This is a genomic window from Marivirga sp. (assembly GCF_024636815.1).
In the GTDB taxonomy this organism is placed as follows: domain Bacteria; phylum Bacteroidota; class Bacteroidia; order Cytophagales; family Cyclobacteriaceae; genus Marivirga.
Genome location: NZ_JAGXGF010000017.1, coordinates 1 through 17,181, shown reverse-complemented (window position 1 = coordinate 17,181; position 17,181 = coordinate 1). Strand labels below are relative to the sequence as shown.

General features: G+C 35.4%; 20 protein-coding genes, 2 pseudogenes and 1 riboswitch. Of the genes and pseudogenes, 9 read left to right on the top strand and 13 right to left on the bottom strand.

Going from position 1 to position 17,181, the window contains the following annotated elements; all coding sequences use genetic code 11:
- Nucleotide 1 precedes the first annotated feature (1 nt).
- The 5 genes from Q0L29_RS01465 to Q0L29_RS01445 all read left to right on the top strand — a co-directional run bounded on the left by Q0L29_RS01465 (nucleotide 2) and on the right by Q0L29_RS01445 (nucleotide 3,435).
- A complete protein-coding gene (locus tag Q0L29_RS01465; RefSeq protein WP_296618486.1) occupies nucleotides 2–889 on the top strand; it encodes a hypothetical protein in 888 nt (295 codons plus the stop codon).
- A gap of 205 nt (nucleotides 890–1,094) precedes the next feature.
- The gene (locus tag Q0L29_RS01460) at nucleotides 1,095–1,337 is read left to right on the top strand and encodes a hypothetical protein (protein WP_296618485.1); all 243 of its coding nucleotides are present in this window, start codon (nucleotides 1,095–1,097) and stop codon (nucleotides 1,335–1,337) included.
- A gap of 11 nt (nucleotides 1,338–1,348) precedes the next feature.
- Nucleotides 1,349–1,753 carry a protein-export chaperone SecB gene (locus Q0L29_RS01455; protein WP_296618484.1) on the top strand — a complete coding sequence of 135 codons (405 nt, stop codon included), beginning with the start codon at nucleotides 1,349–1,351 and terminating at the stop codon, nucleotides 1,751–1,753.
- Nucleotides 1,754–1,761: 8 nt separating this feature from the next.
- Nucleotides 1,762–2,331: a hypothetical protein gene (locus Q0L29_RS01450; protein ID WP_296618483.1), complete on the top strand. Its 570-nt coding sequence runs from the start codon at nucleotides 1,762–1,764 to the stop codon at nucleotides 2,329–2,331.
- A 228-nt stretch (nucleotides 2,332–2,559) separates the two neighbouring features.
- The gene (locus Q0L29_RS01445; protein ID WP_296618482.1) at nucleotides 2,560–3,435 is read left to right on the top strand and encodes an Abi family protein; all 876 of its coding nucleotides are present in this window, start codon (nucleotides 2,560–2,562) and stop codon (nucleotides 3,433–3,435) included.
- A 153-nt stretch (nucleotides 3,436–3,588) separates the two neighbouring features.
- On the opposite strand, the gene Q0L29_RS01440 is transcribed toward Q0L29_RS01445, so the two are convergent.
- Complete coding sequence (locus tag Q0L29_RS01440) at nucleotides 3,589–4,128, bottom strand: hypothetical protein (RefSeq protein ID WP_296618481.1); 540 nt, start codon at nucleotides 4,126–4,128, stop codon at nucleotides 3,589–3,591.
- 299 nt (nucleotides 4,129–4,427) lie between these two features.
- Between Q0L29_RS01440 and Q0L29_RS01435 the strand changes: the two genes are divergently transcribed.
- Together Q0L29_RS01435 and Q0L29_RS01430 are read left to right on the top strand one after the other, a co-directional pair.
- A complete protein-coding gene (locus Q0L29_RS01435) occupies nucleotides 4,428–5,078 on the top strand; it encodes a spheroidene monooxygenase (RefSeq protein WP_296618480.1) in 651 nt (216 codons plus the stop codon).
- A 52-nt stretch (nucleotides 5,079–5,130) separates the two neighbouring features.
- Entirely contained in the window at nucleotides 5,131–6,039 is a 909-nt protein-coding gene (locus tag Q0L29_RS01430) for a hypothetical protein (protein ID WP_296618479.1), read from the top strand.
- A gap of 47 nt (nucleotides 6,040–6,086) precedes the next feature.
- Here the strand turns inward: Q0L29_RS01430 and Q0L29_RS01425 are convergent, their stop codons facing one another.
- From Q0L29_RS01425 to Q0L29_RS01405, 5 genes are all read right to left on the bottom strand, one after another.
- On the bottom strand, nucleotides 6,087–6,746 hold the full coding sequence (locus tag Q0L29_RS01425; protein WP_296618478.1) for a phosphoadenylyl-sulfate reductase: 660 nt from the start codon (nucleotides 6,744–6,746) through the stop codon (nucleotides 6,087–6,089).
- Between the two features lies 1 nt (nucleotide 6,747).
- Nucleotides 6,748–7,350, bottom strand: a complete 603-nt coding sequence (locus Q0L29_RS01420) for a bifunctional precorrin-2 dehydrogenase/sirohydrochlorin ferrochelatase (protein ID WP_296618477.1) — start codon at nucleotides 7,348–7,350, stop codon at nucleotides 6,748–6,750.
- The gene (gene cobA / locus Q0L29_RS01415) at nucleotides 7,334–8,092 is read right to left on the bottom strand and encodes a uroporphyrinogen-III C-methyltransferase (RefSeq protein ID WP_296618476.1); all 759 of its coding nucleotides are present in this window, start codon (nucleotides 8,090–8,092) and stop codon (nucleotides 7,334–7,336) included. Before cobA ends, Q0L29_RS01420 begins: the two co-directional genes overlap by 17 nt.
- Nucleotides 8,093–8,094: 2 nt before the next feature.
- Nucleotides 8,095–10,221 (bottom strand): nitrite reductase, encoded by a 2,127-nt coding sequence (locus Q0L29_RS01410; RefSeq protein ID WP_296618475.1) that lies wholly within the window; start codon nucleotides 10,219–10,221, stop codon nucleotides 8,095–8,097.
- Between the two features lie 151 nt (nucleotides 10,222–10,372).
- Nucleotides 10,373–11,545 carry an aminotransferase class I/II-fold pyridoxal phosphate-dependent enzyme gene (locus Q0L29_RS01405; protein WP_296618474.1) on the bottom strand — a complete coding sequence of 391 codons (1,173 nt, stop codon included), beginning with the start codon at nucleotides 11,543–11,545 and terminating at the stop codon, nucleotides 10,373–10,375.
- A gap of 284 nt (nucleotides 11,546–11,829) precedes the next feature.
- Nucleotides 11,830–11,933: riboswitch (SAM riboswitch) on the bottom strand.
- Between the two features lie 404 nt (nucleotides 11,934–12,337).
- On the opposite strand from Q0L29_RS01405, the gene Q0L29_RS01400 reads away from it, so the two are divergent.
- Together Q0L29_RS01400 and Q0L29_RS01395 are read left to right on the top strand one after the other, a co-directional pair.
- A complete protein-coding gene (locus tag Q0L29_RS01400; protein ID WP_296618473.1) occupies nucleotides 12,338–12,559 on the top strand; it encodes a type II toxin-antitoxin system HicB family antitoxin in 222 nt (73 codons plus the stop codon).
- Between the two features lie 47 nt (nucleotides 12,560–12,606).
- A complete protein-coding gene (locus Q0L29_RS01395; protein WP_367275738.1) occupies nucleotides 12,607–12,741 on the top strand; it encodes a type II toxin-antitoxin system HicA family toxin in 135 nt (44 codons plus the stop codon).
- Nucleotides 12,742–13,303: 562 nt separating this feature from the next.
- Here the strand turns inward: Q0L29_RS01395 and Q0L29_RS01390 are convergent.
- From Q0L29_RS01390 to Q0L29_RS01360, 7 genes and pseudogenes are all read right to left on the bottom strand, one after another.
- Nucleotides 13,304–14,128, bottom strand: a complete 825-nt coding sequence (locus tag Q0L29_RS01390) for a DMT family transporter (RefSeq protein ID WP_296618472.1) — start codon at nucleotides 14,126–14,128, stop codon at nucleotides 13,304–13,306.
- 26 nt (nucleotides 14,129–14,154) lie between these two features.
- Nucleotides 14,155–14,490 carry a DUF86 domain-containing protein gene (locus tag Q0L29_RS01385; RefSeq protein WP_296618471.1) on the bottom strand — a complete coding sequence of 112 codons (336 nt, stop codon included), beginning with the start codon at nucleotides 14,488–14,490 and terminating at the stop codon, nucleotides 14,155–14,157.
- A complete protein-coding gene (locus Q0L29_RS01380; protein ID WP_296618470.1) occupies nucleotides 14,468–14,773 on the bottom strand; it encodes a nucleotidyltransferase domain-containing protein in 306 nt (101 codons plus the stop codon). The genes Q0L29_RS01385 and Q0L29_RS01380 overlap by 23 nt, the downstream gene beginning before the upstream one ends.
- A gap of 20 nt (nucleotides 14,774–14,793) precedes the next feature.
- On the bottom strand, nucleotides 14,794–14,940 hold the full coding sequence (locus Q0L29_RS01375) for a hypothetical protein (RefSeq protein WP_296618469.1): 147 nt from the start codon (nucleotides 14,938–14,940) through the stop codon (nucleotides 14,794–14,796).
- A gap of 45 nt (nucleotides 14,941–14,985) precedes the next feature.
- A pseudogene (locus Q0L29_RS01370) lies at nucleotides 14,986–16,008 on the bottom strand (DUF819 domain-containing protein); the annotation flags it as partial.
- A gap of 16 nt (nucleotides 16,009–16,024) precedes the next feature.
- The gene (locus Q0L29_RS01365; RefSeq protein WP_296618468.1) at nucleotides 16,025–16,921 is read right to left on the bottom strand and encodes an IS982 family transposase; all 897 of its coding nucleotides are present in this window, start codon (nucleotides 16,919–16,921) and stop codon (nucleotides 16,025–16,027) included.
- Between the two features lie 69 nt (nucleotides 16,922–16,990).
- Nucleotides 16,991–17,181 (bottom strand): annotated as a pseudogene (locus Q0L29_RS01360) (hypothetical protein); the annotation flags it as partial.

Sequence of the window (17,181 nt, the reverse complement as noted above, 5' to 3'; positions counted from 1 at the left end):
TATGGCTTCATTTTTAAAAAACCTTATCAAAGAATTTGAAGAGGATAATAAATATATTCAGTATTTAAAAAAAGAAGGTGGTTACCATTTTTTTCCTGAGAACTTCTTTACCCTCAAAACAGAGCAAGAAAGGTTAGAAGCTTGGGAAAATATTGAAGTAAAACTAAAGGAAATTAAAGATTTTAATAAGGTTGCAAATCCTTATTACATAGGTTTTGGCAATCCAGAAGCTGATTTACTTATAGTTGGTCAGGAAAAAGCCTTTAATGCGTTTAATAATCCTGAATTAATGCTTTATGAAAGCATTAATAATACTTTTCAGTGGTCTAAGCTTGCGCAAAATCCTGATACAGATGAAATTCTTTTTGACCCAAGAAACCCAAGAAAGTATCACGATAAAAAACTGAAGGGAAATCATACATGGTCTAAGTATTCCATCTTAGCAGATGCTTTTTATGGAATCAATTCTTGTCATGAGAATATAAAAAAGGATTGGGATAAAAACCTTGGCGAAACTTTATTTGATAAAGCATTTATAACAGAACTCAATGTAACTCCAGCAGCAAATAATTCAGGTATTTATTTAACAGATGAAAGAAAAAAACTATTACAAAATCCCTTCTTCAAAAAATTTAAAGCAGTAGTTTTTGCTATTGGTAATCCAGATGATGGTGAAAAAGCGCAAAGAATAGTATCTGAAATATTTGAAGGTACCATTTTTGAATTAGATACCATTGGCAAGTATGGCAAGGATAAGGAAAGAAGAATAGCTTTTTCAAGTAAAGAGAATCAAGTCTATGCTATCTGCAATCAATTAAGCGGCAGTAGTGGCTGGAAAAATGATCATATTGTAGCTTTAGGGGAGAGATTGAGGGAACTGATAGATTAAAAGCAAATAAAGATAGCTTTTAGTATAAAAATATAAAACAATAGATTTCTGTTGGAATTGAGGATTTGTATTTATAGATTTATTTTACAATTAGTTAAGAAATTTCTGAAATTAAACTATATCCATTACCTTTGCAGTCCGAAAAAATGCAATAATTATAACAAGACAATAAGTTTTGCGTTTTTAAGATATAAACTAAACTACTATGAGCAATTTACTTGAAAACATAAAAGAGTATTTCAATAGTAATTCAAGAGAAGAAATTTTAAGAGATTGGAATTCAACAAAATCAGCAGATGATGTTGGACCTACTGTCGCAGAATATCTTGATGAACTCAAAAATATAAAAGGGACAATTTTAGAACCTGATGAAGGTTACAACTTTTCAACTAACGAAATACTAAACCCGGAATTTAATTCCGGGTTTTTTTTTAACTTGGCATACTAAAATATTTAAAAATGGAAAAAGCAGCCTTTTCGATTTCAAAGTATCAATTTGATAAAGTTAGCATAGACCTTTCAAATTACAGGAGTAAGGATATAAAGTTAGATTTTCAGACCAGTGGAATGTATTTTGATGAAAATAAAGAATTCGAACTTCAATTCACTGTAAATGCATTCAATGAAAATGAGAATCCCTTTGTACAAGTTAATTGTGTGGGTACTTTTTCATTTGAAAATGTCAGTTCTTTTGAGGAGATTCCTGATTTTTTTTACAGAAATAGCATAGCTATACTTTTTCCCTACCTAAGAGCCTATGTCAGTATTGTCACTACGCAAGCTAATGGACCAGGTATTATTTTACCTACATTAAATCTAAGCTCTTTAGAAAACACTTTAAGAAAGAACACATCAAAAAAATAAAATCTGGCTTGGAGAAGAAAATTGTATATCAAACTTTAGAGGACAGAGATACAGATTTAGATAAGCTAGAATCAGACGGCCCTTACAGATGTAACTGGGATAATTCATGGTTAGGTGAAGGCTACTATTTTTGGGATAGTTTTATTGAAAATGCTCATTGGTGGGGAGAAGCAAGAGGATATCTAAACGGATATATTATTTGTAAAGCGGAATGCGATTTCAATGACAATGAATGTTTCGATTTAGTAGGAAATACGAATCATCTTATGCAAATACGAGAAACATTTCAATATTTGGAAAAAGAAGGACTAGCAACTAAAAATACAACTGTTAAAAGAATTATTGAGTTTCTTCAAAAAACTAAAAGTTTCCCATATTCAGCTACTAGGGTATATGGCTTGAAATCAAAACACTTTCACTCAAAATTTGGCTTAAATTTAATATTTGAGGAAAATCGAAAAGCTGTATTCGATGTTATACCCACAATTCAAATATGCTTTTATAAAAAGGGGAGTCTTAATCTAAGGAATTATAAAATTATTTACCCTAACGATTATAGAAATGATTACTTGGTGTAATTAATTCAAAAACTTTAAGAAATAAGTCTTACGGAGGGGAGAGAAATAGGGTGTTTGATCCGTGTTTAAGCTACACGCACTTTACACGTTTTCTCACGACTGTAGAGTGTGAAGCGGGTGTAACATAAAAATTAGCTGTTACACACTTGGTCTTAGTTAAAAAGAGGCTAAATTCACTTTATACTTTAGTTCAAGTTCAGCAGAGATCACAACCAGATAATTATTGTAATGGGTAAATTGGCCACAACTATAGATGAGCAAATACTATTATTAGAAGCAAGAGGTATGATTCTCGACCTCAGCAAGGAGAAGGTCAAAGAAATACTAATGGATATTGGCTACTATAGGCTAGGATTTTACTGGCATCCTTTTGAGAAGAATAAGGCACATGAATTTGAAGAAAATACTAAATTCTCTGATGTGGTCTCACTATATTATTTAGATGTGGATTTGAGGCATCTACTTTTAAAGTACCTGAATAGATTTGAAATTCACTTTAGAACTCAGGTCATTTACATAGTGTCAAATTATTATAAACAATCCCCTACTTGGTTTGCAGACTCTCATATCATGCAAAATAGTTTTATCTATAACTTAAAAAATAATTATTATACAGAGCAGTTCATCAATCAAAATAAAGCTATTAAAAAACACCATGAAAAACATATAAATGATAGATTTGCTCCTGCATGGAAAACATTAGAATTCCTTCCATTTGGTTCTATTTTAGCCATTTTCAGAGTATTAAAGAATAAAAAATGCCAAGAATCCATAAGCAATCAATATGGTGTCAAAAACGTACAAATCTTCAAAGATTACATAAAAACGCTCTTAACACTTAGAAATATTTGTGCTCACGGTGGTCAGCTCTATGATTTTAAAACTCCTAAAGGTATTCCAAAGATTCCGAAATTGAATTTATCAGATAATGATAGACATTCACTCAACGGAGTTTTTAAATTATTATATTTTATGTTGGATTCTATTTCGACTTCACGAAAAAATGAATTGAAACAATACATTACCGAATTGCTAAAAGAAAATGCCAGCAATGATAAATTAAAACATATAATTGAAACTAAAATAGGGTATAAATTTGTTTAAAGAATACAAGTATCAAATATTTTTGATACATTTGTGACACAGTGCCCCATATAACATTCATGCTTATATGCTGCACTATAAAATTTGATAAATAAGCCCGGACATGCTTCGGGCTTTTTTTATACCCTGAATTTTTAGAAATGTCTTCAATTTTTAAAACCCGTACCCAATCGACACAGCGGGTGAAGGATGGAAATCTGAAAACAGCTTTGTATTATATTTATATTTACTAAATAGATTTGTCTCTACAATTGGAGTAAATCCTAATCTAAACACAAATCTACCATCAGGCTTTTGATATCTATATCCAATTCTGCCTGACAAAAAGCCATCCCAATTCCAATCAGCAGCAGTATTATCTGGATGACGTGCAGCTTCCCGAATGACGATAACACCTAAACCTGCTTTGAAGTGATGGTTATTAAAAGAGATAATTTCATTAATTCCTATCGGCATCCATACATCTCTAAAACCAATAAATGGGGGATAGTAAGAGATTCCCAATTGGGCAGCGGTTTTAAATGAACCATTATTAATAAGAATCCTCTCATAATTAATTGAATAAACTAAACCATGACCGCCAAGCTCAAATTGCATATTATTCCTGTACTCAAACCCCTTTTCTTCTTGAGCAAAAGAAGAAAATGAAAATATAGTAATCAAAGTAATAAGTAAAAGTTTTAGCTCTTTCATCACGTTAATGTTGCGTCATGGCATTTTTAAAATTCCGTTTATAGTCTTTATCAAAAATTAACGAGTTGATTTTTCTCTTATTGTTAATTAATAAATGGCTTTTATACCTGTTTTTTTAGTTTTTATTTTCTGAACGCGATGTTATTTCGAAGCAAAACCTCTCACCAAAAGTGTTGAAATTTGACTAAATTCACAGAAAAAATTACCTAAAAACCTTATGATTTATAATCATATCCAATTAATTCAAATAAATAAAACCCTCAATCCCTTTTCAGGTTTATATCCGTAGACTAAAAATTATGGTTACCTTATCTCTAATTCACTATTCTGAAAATAAATACTGGGCATTTAAACAAATGCAATTGCTCCCTCCTCGATTAGCTAAAACTCAGGGATGCAATTTTATTAAACTACTGGGTACCGGAAGCGGATTTGGTTTTAGCTTATGGCCTGATTTCTCCACCTATGCATTACTAATGAAATGGGACAATCAGGAGAGAGCTGAAAATTTCTTTTTGAACTCCGACAGTTTTAAAGAATTAAAAAATAAATCAGAAGAAATAGAAACCCATTACCTAGAAGCTCTGGGAGCTCACGGAAGTTGGAACGGAAAGAATCCTTTTCCTGAAAAAGCTGATTATGCCGGAGGAAAAATAGCCGTAATTACACGTGCAAGAATCAATATCCATAAACTACCTCGCTTTTGGCAATTTGTCCCTAAAGCCAGTAAAGCCATTGAAAATGCCAAGGGGTTAATTTACACCAAAGGCATAGGCGAATGGCCTTTAATTGAACAAGCTACTTTCAGTATCTGGAAAAATGAGCAAGCTATGAAAGAGTACGCTTACGCAGATATTCATAAAGAAATTATTGGAAAAGTAAAAAAAGAGAACTGGTATAAAGAAGAGATGTTTAGTCGCTTCAATTACATTAAAAGCATTATACACTAACACAAAAAGCTGCTATCCGTTATTGATAAGTAATTGCTTAAATACATTAACCATGAAAAATATCTTACTACTATCCTTTTTATTTGTTTTCTTTCAGGCCTGCGGTCAAAAAACAGATAATGTACCACAAGAAAAAGTTAATCTGTCCTTGAATGAACAATTTGGCGACTATTGGTATCAAGGGGAAGCAGAATTGACTTCCTATGAATTAAAACAAGTTCGATATGGCGAAAAACGGGAAGGTGAGGCTGTGCTAATCTTTGTGACTGAGGATTTTTCAAAAAGTAAACAAGTGAAACTCGATAACCCAAAAGAAGCAGGAGATGATGCAGAAAAAGTATTAAAACTTAATTTCACTAAAAAATTCAACACAGGCATTTATCCCTATTCCATGATGACTTCCATCTTTTCACCTGTCTATCCTGAAAAAGATCTACATAGCAGAAAAATAACCACTTCAGTGCAGGAATGGTGTGGCCATGTTTTCATGCAACTCAATAACAAAGGAAATGGCTACAAACTATTAAGCCGATCTTATTTTGAAAGCGAAGGTGATGAAGATATTAATTTGGAGAAAATATGGTTGGAAGATGAGTTATGGACATTATTGAGATTAGACCCAACACAAATCCCCATTGGAGAAGTAAAAATTCTTCTCTCCACTCAATATTTAAGATTAAAACATAAAGAATCGAAAGCCTATACAGCTGAAATTAGTAAAATAGAAAATGACAGCTTAAATGAGTTGAGAATTGAAATCCCTCTATTAGAACGTCAAGTATCAATTTTTTACCAAAATCAACACCCTTACCAAATTGAAAAGTGGGAAGAAAGCTATCCTGAAAGCGGTGAAATGATGACCACAACTGCCACACTAAAAAAGCGAATAATGTTAGATTACTGGAATAAAAATGGTGTAAAGGATAGTGTGTATAGAGAGGAGTTGGAATTAGGCTTTTAAACTTTTCCAAAGTTCTAAACTTTGGAAAAGCCGTAGTTCATATAACTTTATAGGTGAATCCCACATTCCACTTTAGCATTGCCAGCCCATCGCCCTTCCCTTCCGCTTCCTTTTATGGTACAATGCGTACAACCAATGGAGCTATAGCCTTTGTCCACTAATTCATGACTTGGCAGTTCGTGTATGAAAAAATAAGTATGCACCTCTTCAGGCGTCATATCCAACAATGGATATAATTTTAGAATATCAGCCTTTTGATCAAAAAAAGTCAGTTGCTTGCGGTTTTCATTTTGGTATTTGAACAAACCTGACAGCCAAATTTTATGTGATTCGCGCAATGCTGCCAAAGGCTCCACCTTATTGATAAAGCAGCATAAATCCTGATTATTCTGATAGGTATAATTTTCCTCCGTAAAACGGTGCTTATTTTCCGGAGCGCCTATGGTTTTTACATTCAAGTGCAATTGCGCTTGAAGTTGGTCTTTATAAGCTTTAGTCTCTTCAAAATGATAGCCCGTATCCAAAAAATAAATGGGGTGATTGGGGCTAATTTTATGAATCAAATGCAAAAGCAGGGCGGATGAACTCCCAAAGGAAGAAGTCATCAGAATCTCATCCTCTGCAAAATTATCAAAGACCCAGCGCACCCGCTCTTCTATACTATAGTTTTCAAAATCCGATTGCGATAATCCCTTGATACTGTTCATATCAATTTTCCTTTTTATCATGTACAAATGAGGCGGTGATATCATTGAGCACCTCCAGTTTCTTTTCAAAATCCCCTTTTAAGCCTTTTCGGATATCGGACAGATTTTGCAAAACGTTATCGGTCTTTTCAGGCAAAACCTCTTCCAAAATCGCCCTTAGTCTTTTAGCAAAAGTCGGAGATTTCCCATTAGTGGAAATCCCTATTTTCAGATTGCCTTTTTTCACCGTGCTCCCTAGGTAAAAATCACAGAGCTCAGGTGTGTCCGCCACATTGACCAATATGCCTTTCTCTTTGGCATCATGGTAAATTTGCTCGTTCACTTCATAAAAATTAGTGGCGCCTATCACCAAATTGATGCCTTGTAAATCATAACTTTCATATTCCTTTTCCAGCAGTTCAATTGCAGGATGGCTGGCCACAATCTCTCTGACCTCTTCCCTGATTTTGGGAGCCACGATTTTCACTTTGGCTTCCTCATCATTTTTCAATAAAGCACCCAGTTTTTCCCAGCCCACGTATCCCCCGCCTACAACCAGCGTTTGAATTTTGTCCAGCTTCAAAAAAACAGGGAATAAATGGTTTTCTTCAGATCTGTCCGACATGCTGCTGTATGCTTTTTATGGTGGCAAAATCATTTTGCTGGGCTACCGACTCCCCTACTAATATTATCCCGGGAGAAGCAACCTTTTGCTCATTAATAGTATTGGCTAATTGCCCTACCGTTGTGCGATATACTTTAGCATTCTCTAGCGAACCATTTGACACGATCACTGCAGAAAGATCCGCCTTGTCTTGCAATTCATAGGCTTTACTAATCGCAGCAGCTTTTCGTAATCCCATCAAAAAAATGGCTGTAGCAGATGTTTCTGCTACTTTGGCCACATCTTTTGATAAATCACCGCTTTTTGTGGTTGCCGTCACCACCCAAAAACTTTCGTTCACGCCCCGAGTAGTCAAAGGCACCCCATACATTCCGGCTAAATTGATGCTGGAGATACCCGGTACAACTTGAGTAGAAATCCCAAAGCTTTCTGCATAATCAATTTCCTCTTTTCCCCTTGCGAAAATAAAAGGGTCCCCTCCTTTCAAGCGCACCACATGACCGTGACTGAATACATTTTCAATAATCAAATCATTGATTTCTTCCTGCTTATAGCTGTGCTTGCCGGCACGCTTTCCTACATAAGTTTTCAATGCTCTTGATGGGGCGTAATTTAATAATTCGGGATGCACCAAGGCATCATATAATACCACATCCGCTTGCGCTAAAGTTTTTATACCTTTCACGCTGATCAGATCCGGATCTCCCGGACCTGCTCCTACTAGACTTAATTTCTTTTCCATGATTATGCTTTATAAAAATGATTAATGACTTTCTTTTCCGTTGATTCTATTCCTCTCAAACTCTTGGCTTCTTCCAAAAATTGATGTGCAGATTTCAGATAGTGCTGCACAAATTCCTCAGTTGGTTTTTGTGATTTTATCTGGTAAACCAATTCAGCAAATGAGCTCTCCAACTTAAATTTTTCTGTATCCACAAAATGCGTATCAAAATCTTCTATGATGGATGCTTGAGTATTACACTGAATATCTTCCGTCAGCAAAAGTGCCTTGGCAGTGGTGACCAATACATTATAACTATTGTATAAAGCATGCTCTAGCTGTGATTCTTGTACCTGTTCAAAAGCCTCATTTAGTTTTTCCTCTGCTTCTTTGAAAATGGTACTTACCAAGTCAAAGCTTGCACCGGCACATTCACCTAAGCCAATTTCAGGGGTAAATTCCTGATCTCGGTTCCAATCGATATAATCCCCATCCTTGATGTCGGTCAAGTCTCCCAAATGCTTAAGTAAATCATAGAAGTACTTTTTCCCTTTCGTTCTGAAATAATCAGGGTAAAATGCTCCATTGGCATTAGCTTCATAATCGTTCAGCAAAACCCTGAAAGCTTCAGGAATTCTTTTAGTAGGCAGTTTTATCACTTTTTCAGCTGCCAAGCCTGTTCCGTCTGCTCGTAATCCACCTCCTAAAACTACTTGCATAGCAGGCACTACTTTTCCTTTATTTTTGATTGAACTTCCATGAAGCCCAATGCCGGCTATCATATGCTGACCACAAGCATTCATGCATCCGCTGATCTTGGTATTAATCAGTTTACTATGTGCCAGATGCGGGAATTCCTGTAACAGAAATTTTTCCAAAATATCCGCCAATGCAGTACTATTGGTCACGCCCAGATTACAAGTATCCGTTCCAGGGCAAGCGGTGATATCGGCAAAGCTTTCCGCACCGGATTGGTTTAAGCCCAGCTCCCCTAATTTTTCGAATAAAACCGGCAAGGCCTTTTTTCGGACAAAACGAATCACCAATCCCTGATACACACTGATGACCAAATCACCGCCTACAAACTCATCAATGATATCGGCTAATTTTTTGGCTGTTATATGATCTATATCGCCTAATGGAGCTTTTACCAAAACCCCAAAATAGCCTTCCTGCTTTTGCTCAAAAACATTGGAATCCAGCCATTGCTGGTATGCCCATTGATCTTTCACATCATAGCTTGAATAGATTTTTTGGGGCTTCGCATGATCTAAAGTAATGGGCTGCAAATCCAATGGCTTGGGATGCAATACTTTTTCTTCTTCCTCCACCAATCTTCTGAATTCATCCAAGCCGATTTTCTTGATTAAAAATTTCAATCTGGCCTTCATCCTTTTCTCACGCTCGCCAAAACGGTCAAAAACTCTTAGCGCAGCTTCCAGGAAAGTGATCAGCCTGTTTTCAGGTAGAAATTCAAAGAACTCCTGAGCCAAAATGGTTTGAGCACCTAATCCGCCACCAACTAAAACCCGAAATCCTTTTTCTTCTTCTGTTCCAGTTTTTCTCAAAACAGGAATAAATCCAAAATCATGTATGAAAGCAAAAGCCGTGTCCTTCTCACTGGAGGAAAAAGCAATCTTGATTTTCCTTCCCATCTCCTGGCAAATCGGATTTCGAAGAAAAAATCTAAAAACAGCGTCTAGATAAGGAGCTACATCAAAAGGCTCATGAGGGTCTATCCCTGCCTTATGGCTTGCCGTGATATTACGAAGCGTATTTCCACAGGCTTCCCTAGCGGTTAAGCCGGAAGCTTCCAGTGCTGACCAGATGGCTGGGGAGTCATCCAGCTTCACATAATGAAATTGAATATTTTGCCTTGTGGTCAGATGCAAATTTCCCGTTGCATATTGATTGGACAGTTCCGCAACCCTTCTTAATTGCTCGGTTGTAATTCTGCCTGCAGGAATTTTTAATCGGAACATCTGTACGCCCTTTTGCCTTTGTCCGTAAACGCCTCTTGTTAATCTGTAGGCTTTAAATTTCTCTTCATCAATTTGTCCAGAACGGAAGAGTTCAATCTTATTTTTAAGCTCAGCTATGTCTTTTTTTGCTGGTCTAGTTAATTCTAAATTTTCTGTTAATTGTGTCATGGTTTTAATTTTTTGAGTAAAAAAAATGCCTCTTGCGGAATGTTGGATTCTGCAAGAGGCACTATAATTTGGGTATAGCGATATCATGCAGCATCAGGAGGAGCCTTGCAACACATCATAAAACAAATCTTATTTTCTTTGCTTATTTTCATTATTTTGAAGCTTTTAGTGCTTGTTCAATATCTTCAATTATATCATTCACATTCTCCAGACCGACCGATAATCGGATTAAGCCATCTGCAATTCCCACTCTATGCCTTTCCTCCTCACTTAATTTGCTATGCGTAGTCGAGGCAGGATGCGTCACAATTGTGCGTGTATCCCCTAAGTTGGACGTAACCGAAAGCATTTTCAGATTATTCACAAATTTACTGCATCTCTCGCCTCCTCCTTTCACTATAAAAGTGAGGATACCACCTCCTAAAAGCATCTGCTTTTTGGCTAATTCAAACTGAGGATGCGATTTCAAAAATGGATATTTCACGCTTTCCAATTCTGCATGACCTTCCATGTATTCCGCTATTTTTAAGGCACTTTCGCAATGTCTGTCCATGCGAACTGCCAAAGTTTCCAGGCTTTTGGAAAGCACCCAAGCATTAAAAGGTGAAATCGCTGGCCCGGTATGGCGACTGAAAAAGCGTACATCTTTAATCAATTCTTTAGAGCCCAAGATCAAGCCACCCAAAACCCTGCCTTGTCCGTCAATAAATTTGGTGGCGCTATGCGAAACAATATGAGCTCCCCATTTGGCGGGCTGTTGTAAATAAGGGGTGGCGAAGCAATTGTCCACCACCAAAATCAAATTGTGAGCTTCCGCCAATTTCCCCAGCCATTCCAGATCAATGATTTCCAGTCCAGGATAGGAAGGTGTTTCCACAAAAATCATTTTGGTTTCCGGTTTTATAAGGCTTTCCCATTCATGCGTTCTGCTTATATCCGCATAAGTATGGGAAATACCCCATTTTGGAAAAATTTGAGTCAATAATTGATGGGTTGAGCCAAACAACGACCTTGCAGCCAAAATATGATCGCCTTGTTGCAAGAGTGCCGCCATACTTCCAAACATGGCCGCCATACCAGTGGCCGTGGCAAAACCGTCTTCCAACCCCTCTAATCGAGCCATTTTATCAATTAATTCCGAACTATTCGGATTTGAAAAACGGGAATAAATATTGCCTTCTTCTTCATCATTGAACAAAGCCTTTGCTTGCTCTGCATTTTCAAAAGTAAAAGAAGAAGTAAGGTAAAGCGGCACAGCGTGTTCTCTGTTGCCACTTTGGGCAGCTTGCGTACGGATAGCCTGGGTTTCGAAATGTTGCGACATAATAATTGATTATAATTTTCCTGTAAAAGGACAAAGTTTGACAAAAATGTAGTTGGATTAGCTTTTTAAAAGGCAATCAGAAATTGTTTAGGGTTTTAATCCTGCGCAAAATTTATAGAATACCCAAAAAGCTTAAATGGAAATCAACAACAGCAGTTATTACAACAGCAAATGCCAATTTGATTAGTGATTTTAGAAATAGACATGCATTCCAATGATTGATTATGTAAATCAATTTGGAGATTGTGCGAGATGTAATTTTTCTGTGTATTCATTGTTTTACCGTTTTATATTTCCCTTTGTTGGGCAGGAATTGGCACCTTTCCAAATTGTTTGACGGTTGCCAGAGGGTCAACGAGCCTGTTCTCTCACCTCTTCGATATAAATCGGTCGAAACCGATATGATGCCTCAAAGATAGAGACAGCTTTTCTACAATTCCAAATTTGAGTGGGTAAAAATTAGAAAAGATTGTTTATAGGGGCTTTATTTTGTCTTTCGGTTATATAATAAAACTTGTCTGCGGGCGTCTTTGACGCTGAAAATGTCTCGCAAAGTCGCAATGACGCAAAGGTTTCGCAAAGTGGAATTTCAAGGCTTTTAAAATTCGGTTTTAATAAAGTGAGGACTTCCCTTCCGCTTTTCCGAGTTCCTCGGAAGTGGTCGGGTTAATTCTATTACAATCCACCATAATAAAATTCATATTATCTACTTAGAGATACTGTTTAAAACAGCAAATACTTGTTTATAAATTATTTTAAATCTTTTTTTGTTAAGCAGTAAAAGAAATAAATATGCAAAGAACTTACAGAATAGTATTAAACCCCGATCCAGATGGTGGGTACACAGCAATAGTTCCAGCCCTAGCAGGTTGCATTACATGGGGAAAAGATATTCAAGAGGCTAAAGAAATGGCTAAAGAAGCTATTGAATTATATATTGAAGATTTAATTTCCTCTGGTGAAAATGTTCCAGATGACAATAATAGCTTAGAGCTATCATTAACTGTCGCTTAAAATGAAAGTTAAAGAGTTAATAAAGTTATTAGAAAAAAAATGGTTTTATACTCCAAAGAATCAAAGGCAGCCATCAGTTATATAAGCATCCTAACGGAAAAAGAACAATAGTAACCCTTCACAACAAAGACATACCTAAAGGCACATTAAACGCTATCTTGAAGCAAGCCGGATTAAAATAAGTGCACCTGCCAGTGTGCGCTCTACCGGTAAAAACTATTTTAAGACTTTTATTTACCCTTTTTCCACAAATCATTCCCAAATATTTTCAAAATTATTGGACTAAAAATCAATTCTGGTAATAAAGCTGGCAAATAAACAAACAAAAACATTATATCTATTGGCAAAATCCAAAATGACCAAATAAAGAATGAACTGATTATAGTTATAATCCTTGTAAGAACAATAATTATAACGCTTTTTAATATCTTGTTTTTGTTTATGAATAAAACATATCCTTGATAAACTGCTCCCATTACAAATGTAATTGACCCTAAAAAAAGAGTTAAGATTAATAGCTCAATTATAGGTGTGGGTTCCTGTTCCATTACTTTTTAATAATTTGAAATTTTAAGCAATCCTTTTTTCATCCGTTTTTTCATAATAAATCTTCCACTTTCAATCTCTGCTATCGTTTTATCATATTCCTTTTAGCCACTAAGGGTTCGAAGCTAAACTCAGCCAGGGATTTTTAGCACTGCACTTCCTACAAAGTACAAAATCCCTGCTTGCGTTTAGTTGCTATTATGTACTTTTTTTATTAATCCAATTTCCAATAAATATCAAGGTCCCACCAGTTAAGTAGGCTGCATTGAAGTTTTCTTTATAAAGTAATATACCTAACAATATTAAGATAGGAAGTCTAAAATAATCAATTGATATAATAGAACTAATATCATCATCCGTCATAGCTTTAGCCATTGTAAAGTGAGCAGCAATTGCTGATATTCCAACAATAAGTAAAAATGAAAAGTCTCTTATACTCGGCAGATTAATCTCTGTTATAGTAAGACCAAATGAAATAGGAATTTGAATTAGACACATAATGAAAACAATGTCTAAAGGCTTATATTTTTTAGTCAATTTTTTAGTTGAAGCATGAGCAATTGCATAACTAATGGCAGATAATAATACAATAATTGAGTTAGTATTTATTACACCAAATCCAGGTCTAATTATTATAAGTACACCAATAAAACCTAATATGATACTCACTATTTTTGATTTTGTCAATTCTTCTTTTAAAAAGACAGAAGCAATTATCAATATCCATATGGGTACAGAAAATTCAATAGCGGTTACTTCAGCCAATGACAAATAAACAATCCCTACTATATAGCCGTATTGACCTATTATATGAAAAATATTCCTAAATAAATGTTCATTTATAATGGAATACGTTGGTTTTGATAATTTACTTTTAAAAAATATAAGAATAGTGAGTAGTCCTATTAATGATCTAAAAAATATAATTTGAAATGAATTTACATTATCGCTCATTTCTTTAATTCCAATTATCATAACACAAAAAGAAATTACAGAAATCATCATCCATTTTTTAGAATTCATTTTCGTAATTGCATATAACAATGGGATCAGATTATTTCGATAAGTTCTTTTTTTAGTTTTGGAATATCGAAACTGACAATATCCCAAAGAACATTATTGTCCAAGGAGAAATACTCATGAACAAAAACATTCCGCATACCAATGATTTGCCTCCACTCTATTCTTGCATATTTATTTTTGAATTTATCTGACAAATGATTTGATGCCTCCCCTATGATTTCAAGTTGTTTGATACAAGCAAATCTCATCATAGAATTATCTAAGAACTCTTGCTTTTCAATTCCTTTCGTGTAGAATTCAATCTCATTTAAAGCCTGAATAATATGTTTTAATCTACTTTTATCTTTGACTTCCTCTTTCATAAATCAAAGTTTTGTCCTTCTCAATTTCTTTTTGTAGCTCTTTATCAAGTCCGTTTTTAGACAATAAATCCACCTTTCGGTTTAAGATTTTTTCCAAATCAATTTTCATTTGAATAAACTGAAGGCCTATTGGCTTTGAATAATCTAAATCCAGCAAGATATCCACATCGCTCTCTTCATTCTCCTCTCCTCTACTAAATGAACCAAAAATTGAAGCACTGTAGACAGGTTTGCTTACAAAGTAATCTTTAAGTTCCTGTATTTTATATTTTGACAGACTCATGAGTTGAGTTAAATAATGTTTCAAACTTTCTTGTTCATTTCTTTTTGCGAAACAAATTGTCCATTTTTAATCTCGGCAATCGCTTCATCAATTTCCTTTTTATATTGTGATGGAGTTAATGGGACGCCTTTTGAAGTATATGCGACTATTATTTCTTGCTTATCCATAATTAAATATAATTATTTCTGTAACACAATACCAATAAATTTCATTCAAACAGCCGCTGCCGCCTGCATCAATAAACCACAAATATAGGCTGCGTAAGTGCCAAGCGCATAGCCCAATACCGCTAAAAGTACTCCCACAGGAGCTAAGCTGGGATGAAATGCCCCTGCTACTATTGGGGCAGAAGCTGCACCTCCAACATTAGCCTGACTTCCTACTGCCACAAAGAAATAAGGAGCTTTTATTATTTTGGCTACTCCAAGCAATACAATTACATGAACAGCCATCCAAATCAACCCGACCATAAAGAATCCGGGATTATCAAAAATTGCGGTCACATCCATCAACATTCCGATGGAAGCTACTAAAACATAAATCATGACACTTCCTAAGCGGGAAGCACCCACACCTTCCAGTTTTCGGGCTTTGGTAAATGATAAACTTAACCCAATAGTCGTGGCAATCACCACTAACCAAAAGAAAGAGGAAGTCAAACTGAACTTATCTAACTGAGGGGCTACTTCTCCTATCCAGGGGGCAATTAAATCTGCTCCAAAATGAGATATTCCCGTAGCTCCAAATCCAATGGCTAAAACGGTCATTACTTCAGGCAGAGTAGGGATTTTCATAATGGAAGCCTGATACTTTTCAATACCTTTTTTTACTTCCTCTATGGAAGAGGCATCTGCATTCAATCTTTTATCCAGTTTTTTAGAAATACCAACACCATAAAGCAAGAAAGCCATCCATATATTGGCTACAATCACATCTACCGTGATCATGGTAGCAAATAAATCTTCACTAGCTCCGAAAGTTTCAAACATAGCAGCTTGATTGGCTCCTCCACCTATCCAACTTCCGGCTATAGTGGCCATTCCTCTCCAAACTGCGTCCGGGCCAACTCCACCAACAATATCTGGATTTATAAAAGATACAATTAAAATAGAAAGCGGTCCGCCAATTACAATTCCTGTTGTTCCCGCTAAAAACATGATGATGGCTTTTTTACCAAGACTTGCAATGGCTTTTAGATCGATACTAAGGGTCAATAAAACCAATGCAGTGGGTAAAAACCTGAGTTCGATTTTAAAATAGGGCTATTTGATCAGTAAATTCGGTTTCATATTTTATTGACGGTTTTTTGGGGAAGAAACTATAAGCAATCAAGCCTGAAACAAGGTTGGTTATGAAGTTTTCAAATGAGCGGTGTCTGGAATGTTCTATTTGGCATATGTTTTTAAGCTCATCGTTTACCGTTTCAATGATCGATCTTTTTCTAATCATAATCTTGTCCCTCATCTCCATGAGCACATTCTTCATATTATTTCTGATATTGGTTATCAAATGGATTCCATCTACAAATAGGATGTTGGCCAAATCCTTAGAAATGTAGCCTTTATCAGCATATAACTTTCCTTTCAGCTTGTTGATAAAGCTTTTGTTTTTCAATGGCTCCCTGTCGTCCACATTGCCTTTAGTAATGATGAAATTCAGTAATTCCCCTCGATCATTAATGACCAAATGCAGCTTAAAACCATAGAAATAGCCCATAGTTGATTTCCCTACCTCGGCAATATCCTTAAAAACCCTGTTGCGTTTTATTCTTTTATTTTTACAAACTCTAATGGGGGTTGAGTCGACAAAGGAAATCCCTGTTCCATTACCCAAACAGCAGCTCTTTAGGAAAAGCACCATAGGCATGGTAGAGCTTTGCATCAATTCAACAAAACGATTATAAGAAACGGTCTGAGGGAATAAGTGGGACAAGTGTTTTTGGACATAGTGGAGATAAAAATGCTTCATATTTCTAAACCCACCAGAATGAAAATAAACCATGATAGTGATGACCTCACTATCGCTCATTCTAGGCTTTCTCTTTGGTTTTTTACCCAAAGTATGATTTTTGACCGATTTTTTATATTCTGCTGTAAATTCATCGATAAGATAGAAAATTTCAGTAATTTTAACGTCTGTAAGAGTCATGTTTTAGTAGTTATGTTATTGGTAATCAACAACTTAATATAATGAAAAAACATGACTTTTTCATGCCGTCTATGGAAAATTCAGCATGTATTTATGATGATTATTAATCGAACTCAGGTTATAAGAAAATGGCTTCTCCCCATACCAAGCCACTTTACGTTTTGTGATAATCTCTTTGCCAAAAATAATGGCTTTATCATGTTCCCATTCTATTTCATTAAATAAACTATCGTAGAAATAGGAAGACTCCTTATCACTGA

Coding starts and splice junctions, on each gene's coding strand:
- Q0L29_RS01465 (WP_296618486.1), top strand. CDS start 2: ATGGCTTCATTTTTAAAAAACCTTATCAAAGAATTTGAAGAGGATAAT.
- Q0L29_RS01460 (WP_296618485.1), top strand. CDS start 1,095: ATGAGCAATTTACTTGAAAACATAAAAGAGTATTTCAATAGTAATTCA.
- Q0L29_RS01455 (WP_296618484.1), top strand. CDS start 1,349: ATGGAAAAAGCAGCCTTTTCGATTTCAAAGTATCAATTTGATAAAGTT.
- Q0L29_RS01445 (WP_296618482.1), top strand. CDS start 2,560: ATGGGTAAATTGGCCACAACTATAGATGAGCAAATACTATTATTAGAA.
- Q0L29_RS01440 (WP_296618481.1), bottom strand. CDS start 4,128: ATGAAAGAGCTAAAACTTTTACTTATTACTTTGATTACTATATTTTCA.
- Q0L29_RS01435 (WP_296618480.1), top strand. CDS start 4,428: ATGGTTACCTTATCTCTAATTCACTATTCTGAAAATAAATACTGGGCA.
- Q0L29_RS01430 (WP_296618479.1), top strand. CDS start 5,131: ATGAAAAATATCTTACTACTATCCTTTTTATTTGTTTTCTTTCAGGCC.
- Q0L29_RS01425 (WP_296618478.1), bottom strand. CDS start 6,746: ATGAACAGTATCAAGGGATTATCGCAATCGGATTTTGAAAACTATAGT.
- Q0L29_RS01420 (WP_296618477.1), bottom strand. CDS start 7,350: ATGTCGGACAGATCTGAAGAAAACCATTTATTCCCTGTTTTTTTGAAG.
- cobA (WP_296618476.1), bottom strand. CDS start 8,092: ATGGAAAAGAAATTAAGTCTAGTAGGAGCAGGTCCGGGAGATCCGGAT.
- Q0L29_RS01410 (WP_296618475.1), bottom strand. CDS start 10,221: ATGACACAATTAACAGAAAATTTAGAATTAACTAGACCAGCAAAAAAA.
- Q0L29_RS01405 (WP_296618474.1), bottom strand. CDS start 11,545: ATGTCGCAACATTTCGAAACCCAGGCTATCCGTACGCAAGCTGCCCAA.
- Q0L29_RS01400 (WP_296618473.1), top strand. CDS start 12,338: ATGCAAAGAACTTACAGAATAGTATTAAACCCCGATCCAGATGGTGGG.
- Q0L29_RS01390 (WP_296618472.1), bottom strand. CDS start 14,128: ATGAATTCTAAAAAATGGATGATGATTTCTGTAATTTCTTTTTGTGTT.
- Q0L29_RS01385 (WP_296618471.1), bottom strand. CDS start 14,490: ATGAAAGAGGAAGTCAAAGATAAAAGTAGATTAAAACATATTATTCAG.
- Q0L29_RS01380 (WP_296618470.1), bottom strand. CDS start 14,773: ATGAGTCTGTCAAAATATAAAATACAGGAACTTAAAGATTACTTTGTA.
- Q0L29_RS01375 (WP_296618469.1), bottom strand. CDS start 14,940: ATGGATAAGCAAGAAATAATAGTCGCATATACTTCAAAAGGCGTCCCA.
- Q0L29_RS01365 (WP_296618468.1), bottom strand. CDS start 16,921: ATGACTCTTACAGACGTTAAAATTACTGAAATTTTCTATCTTATCGAT.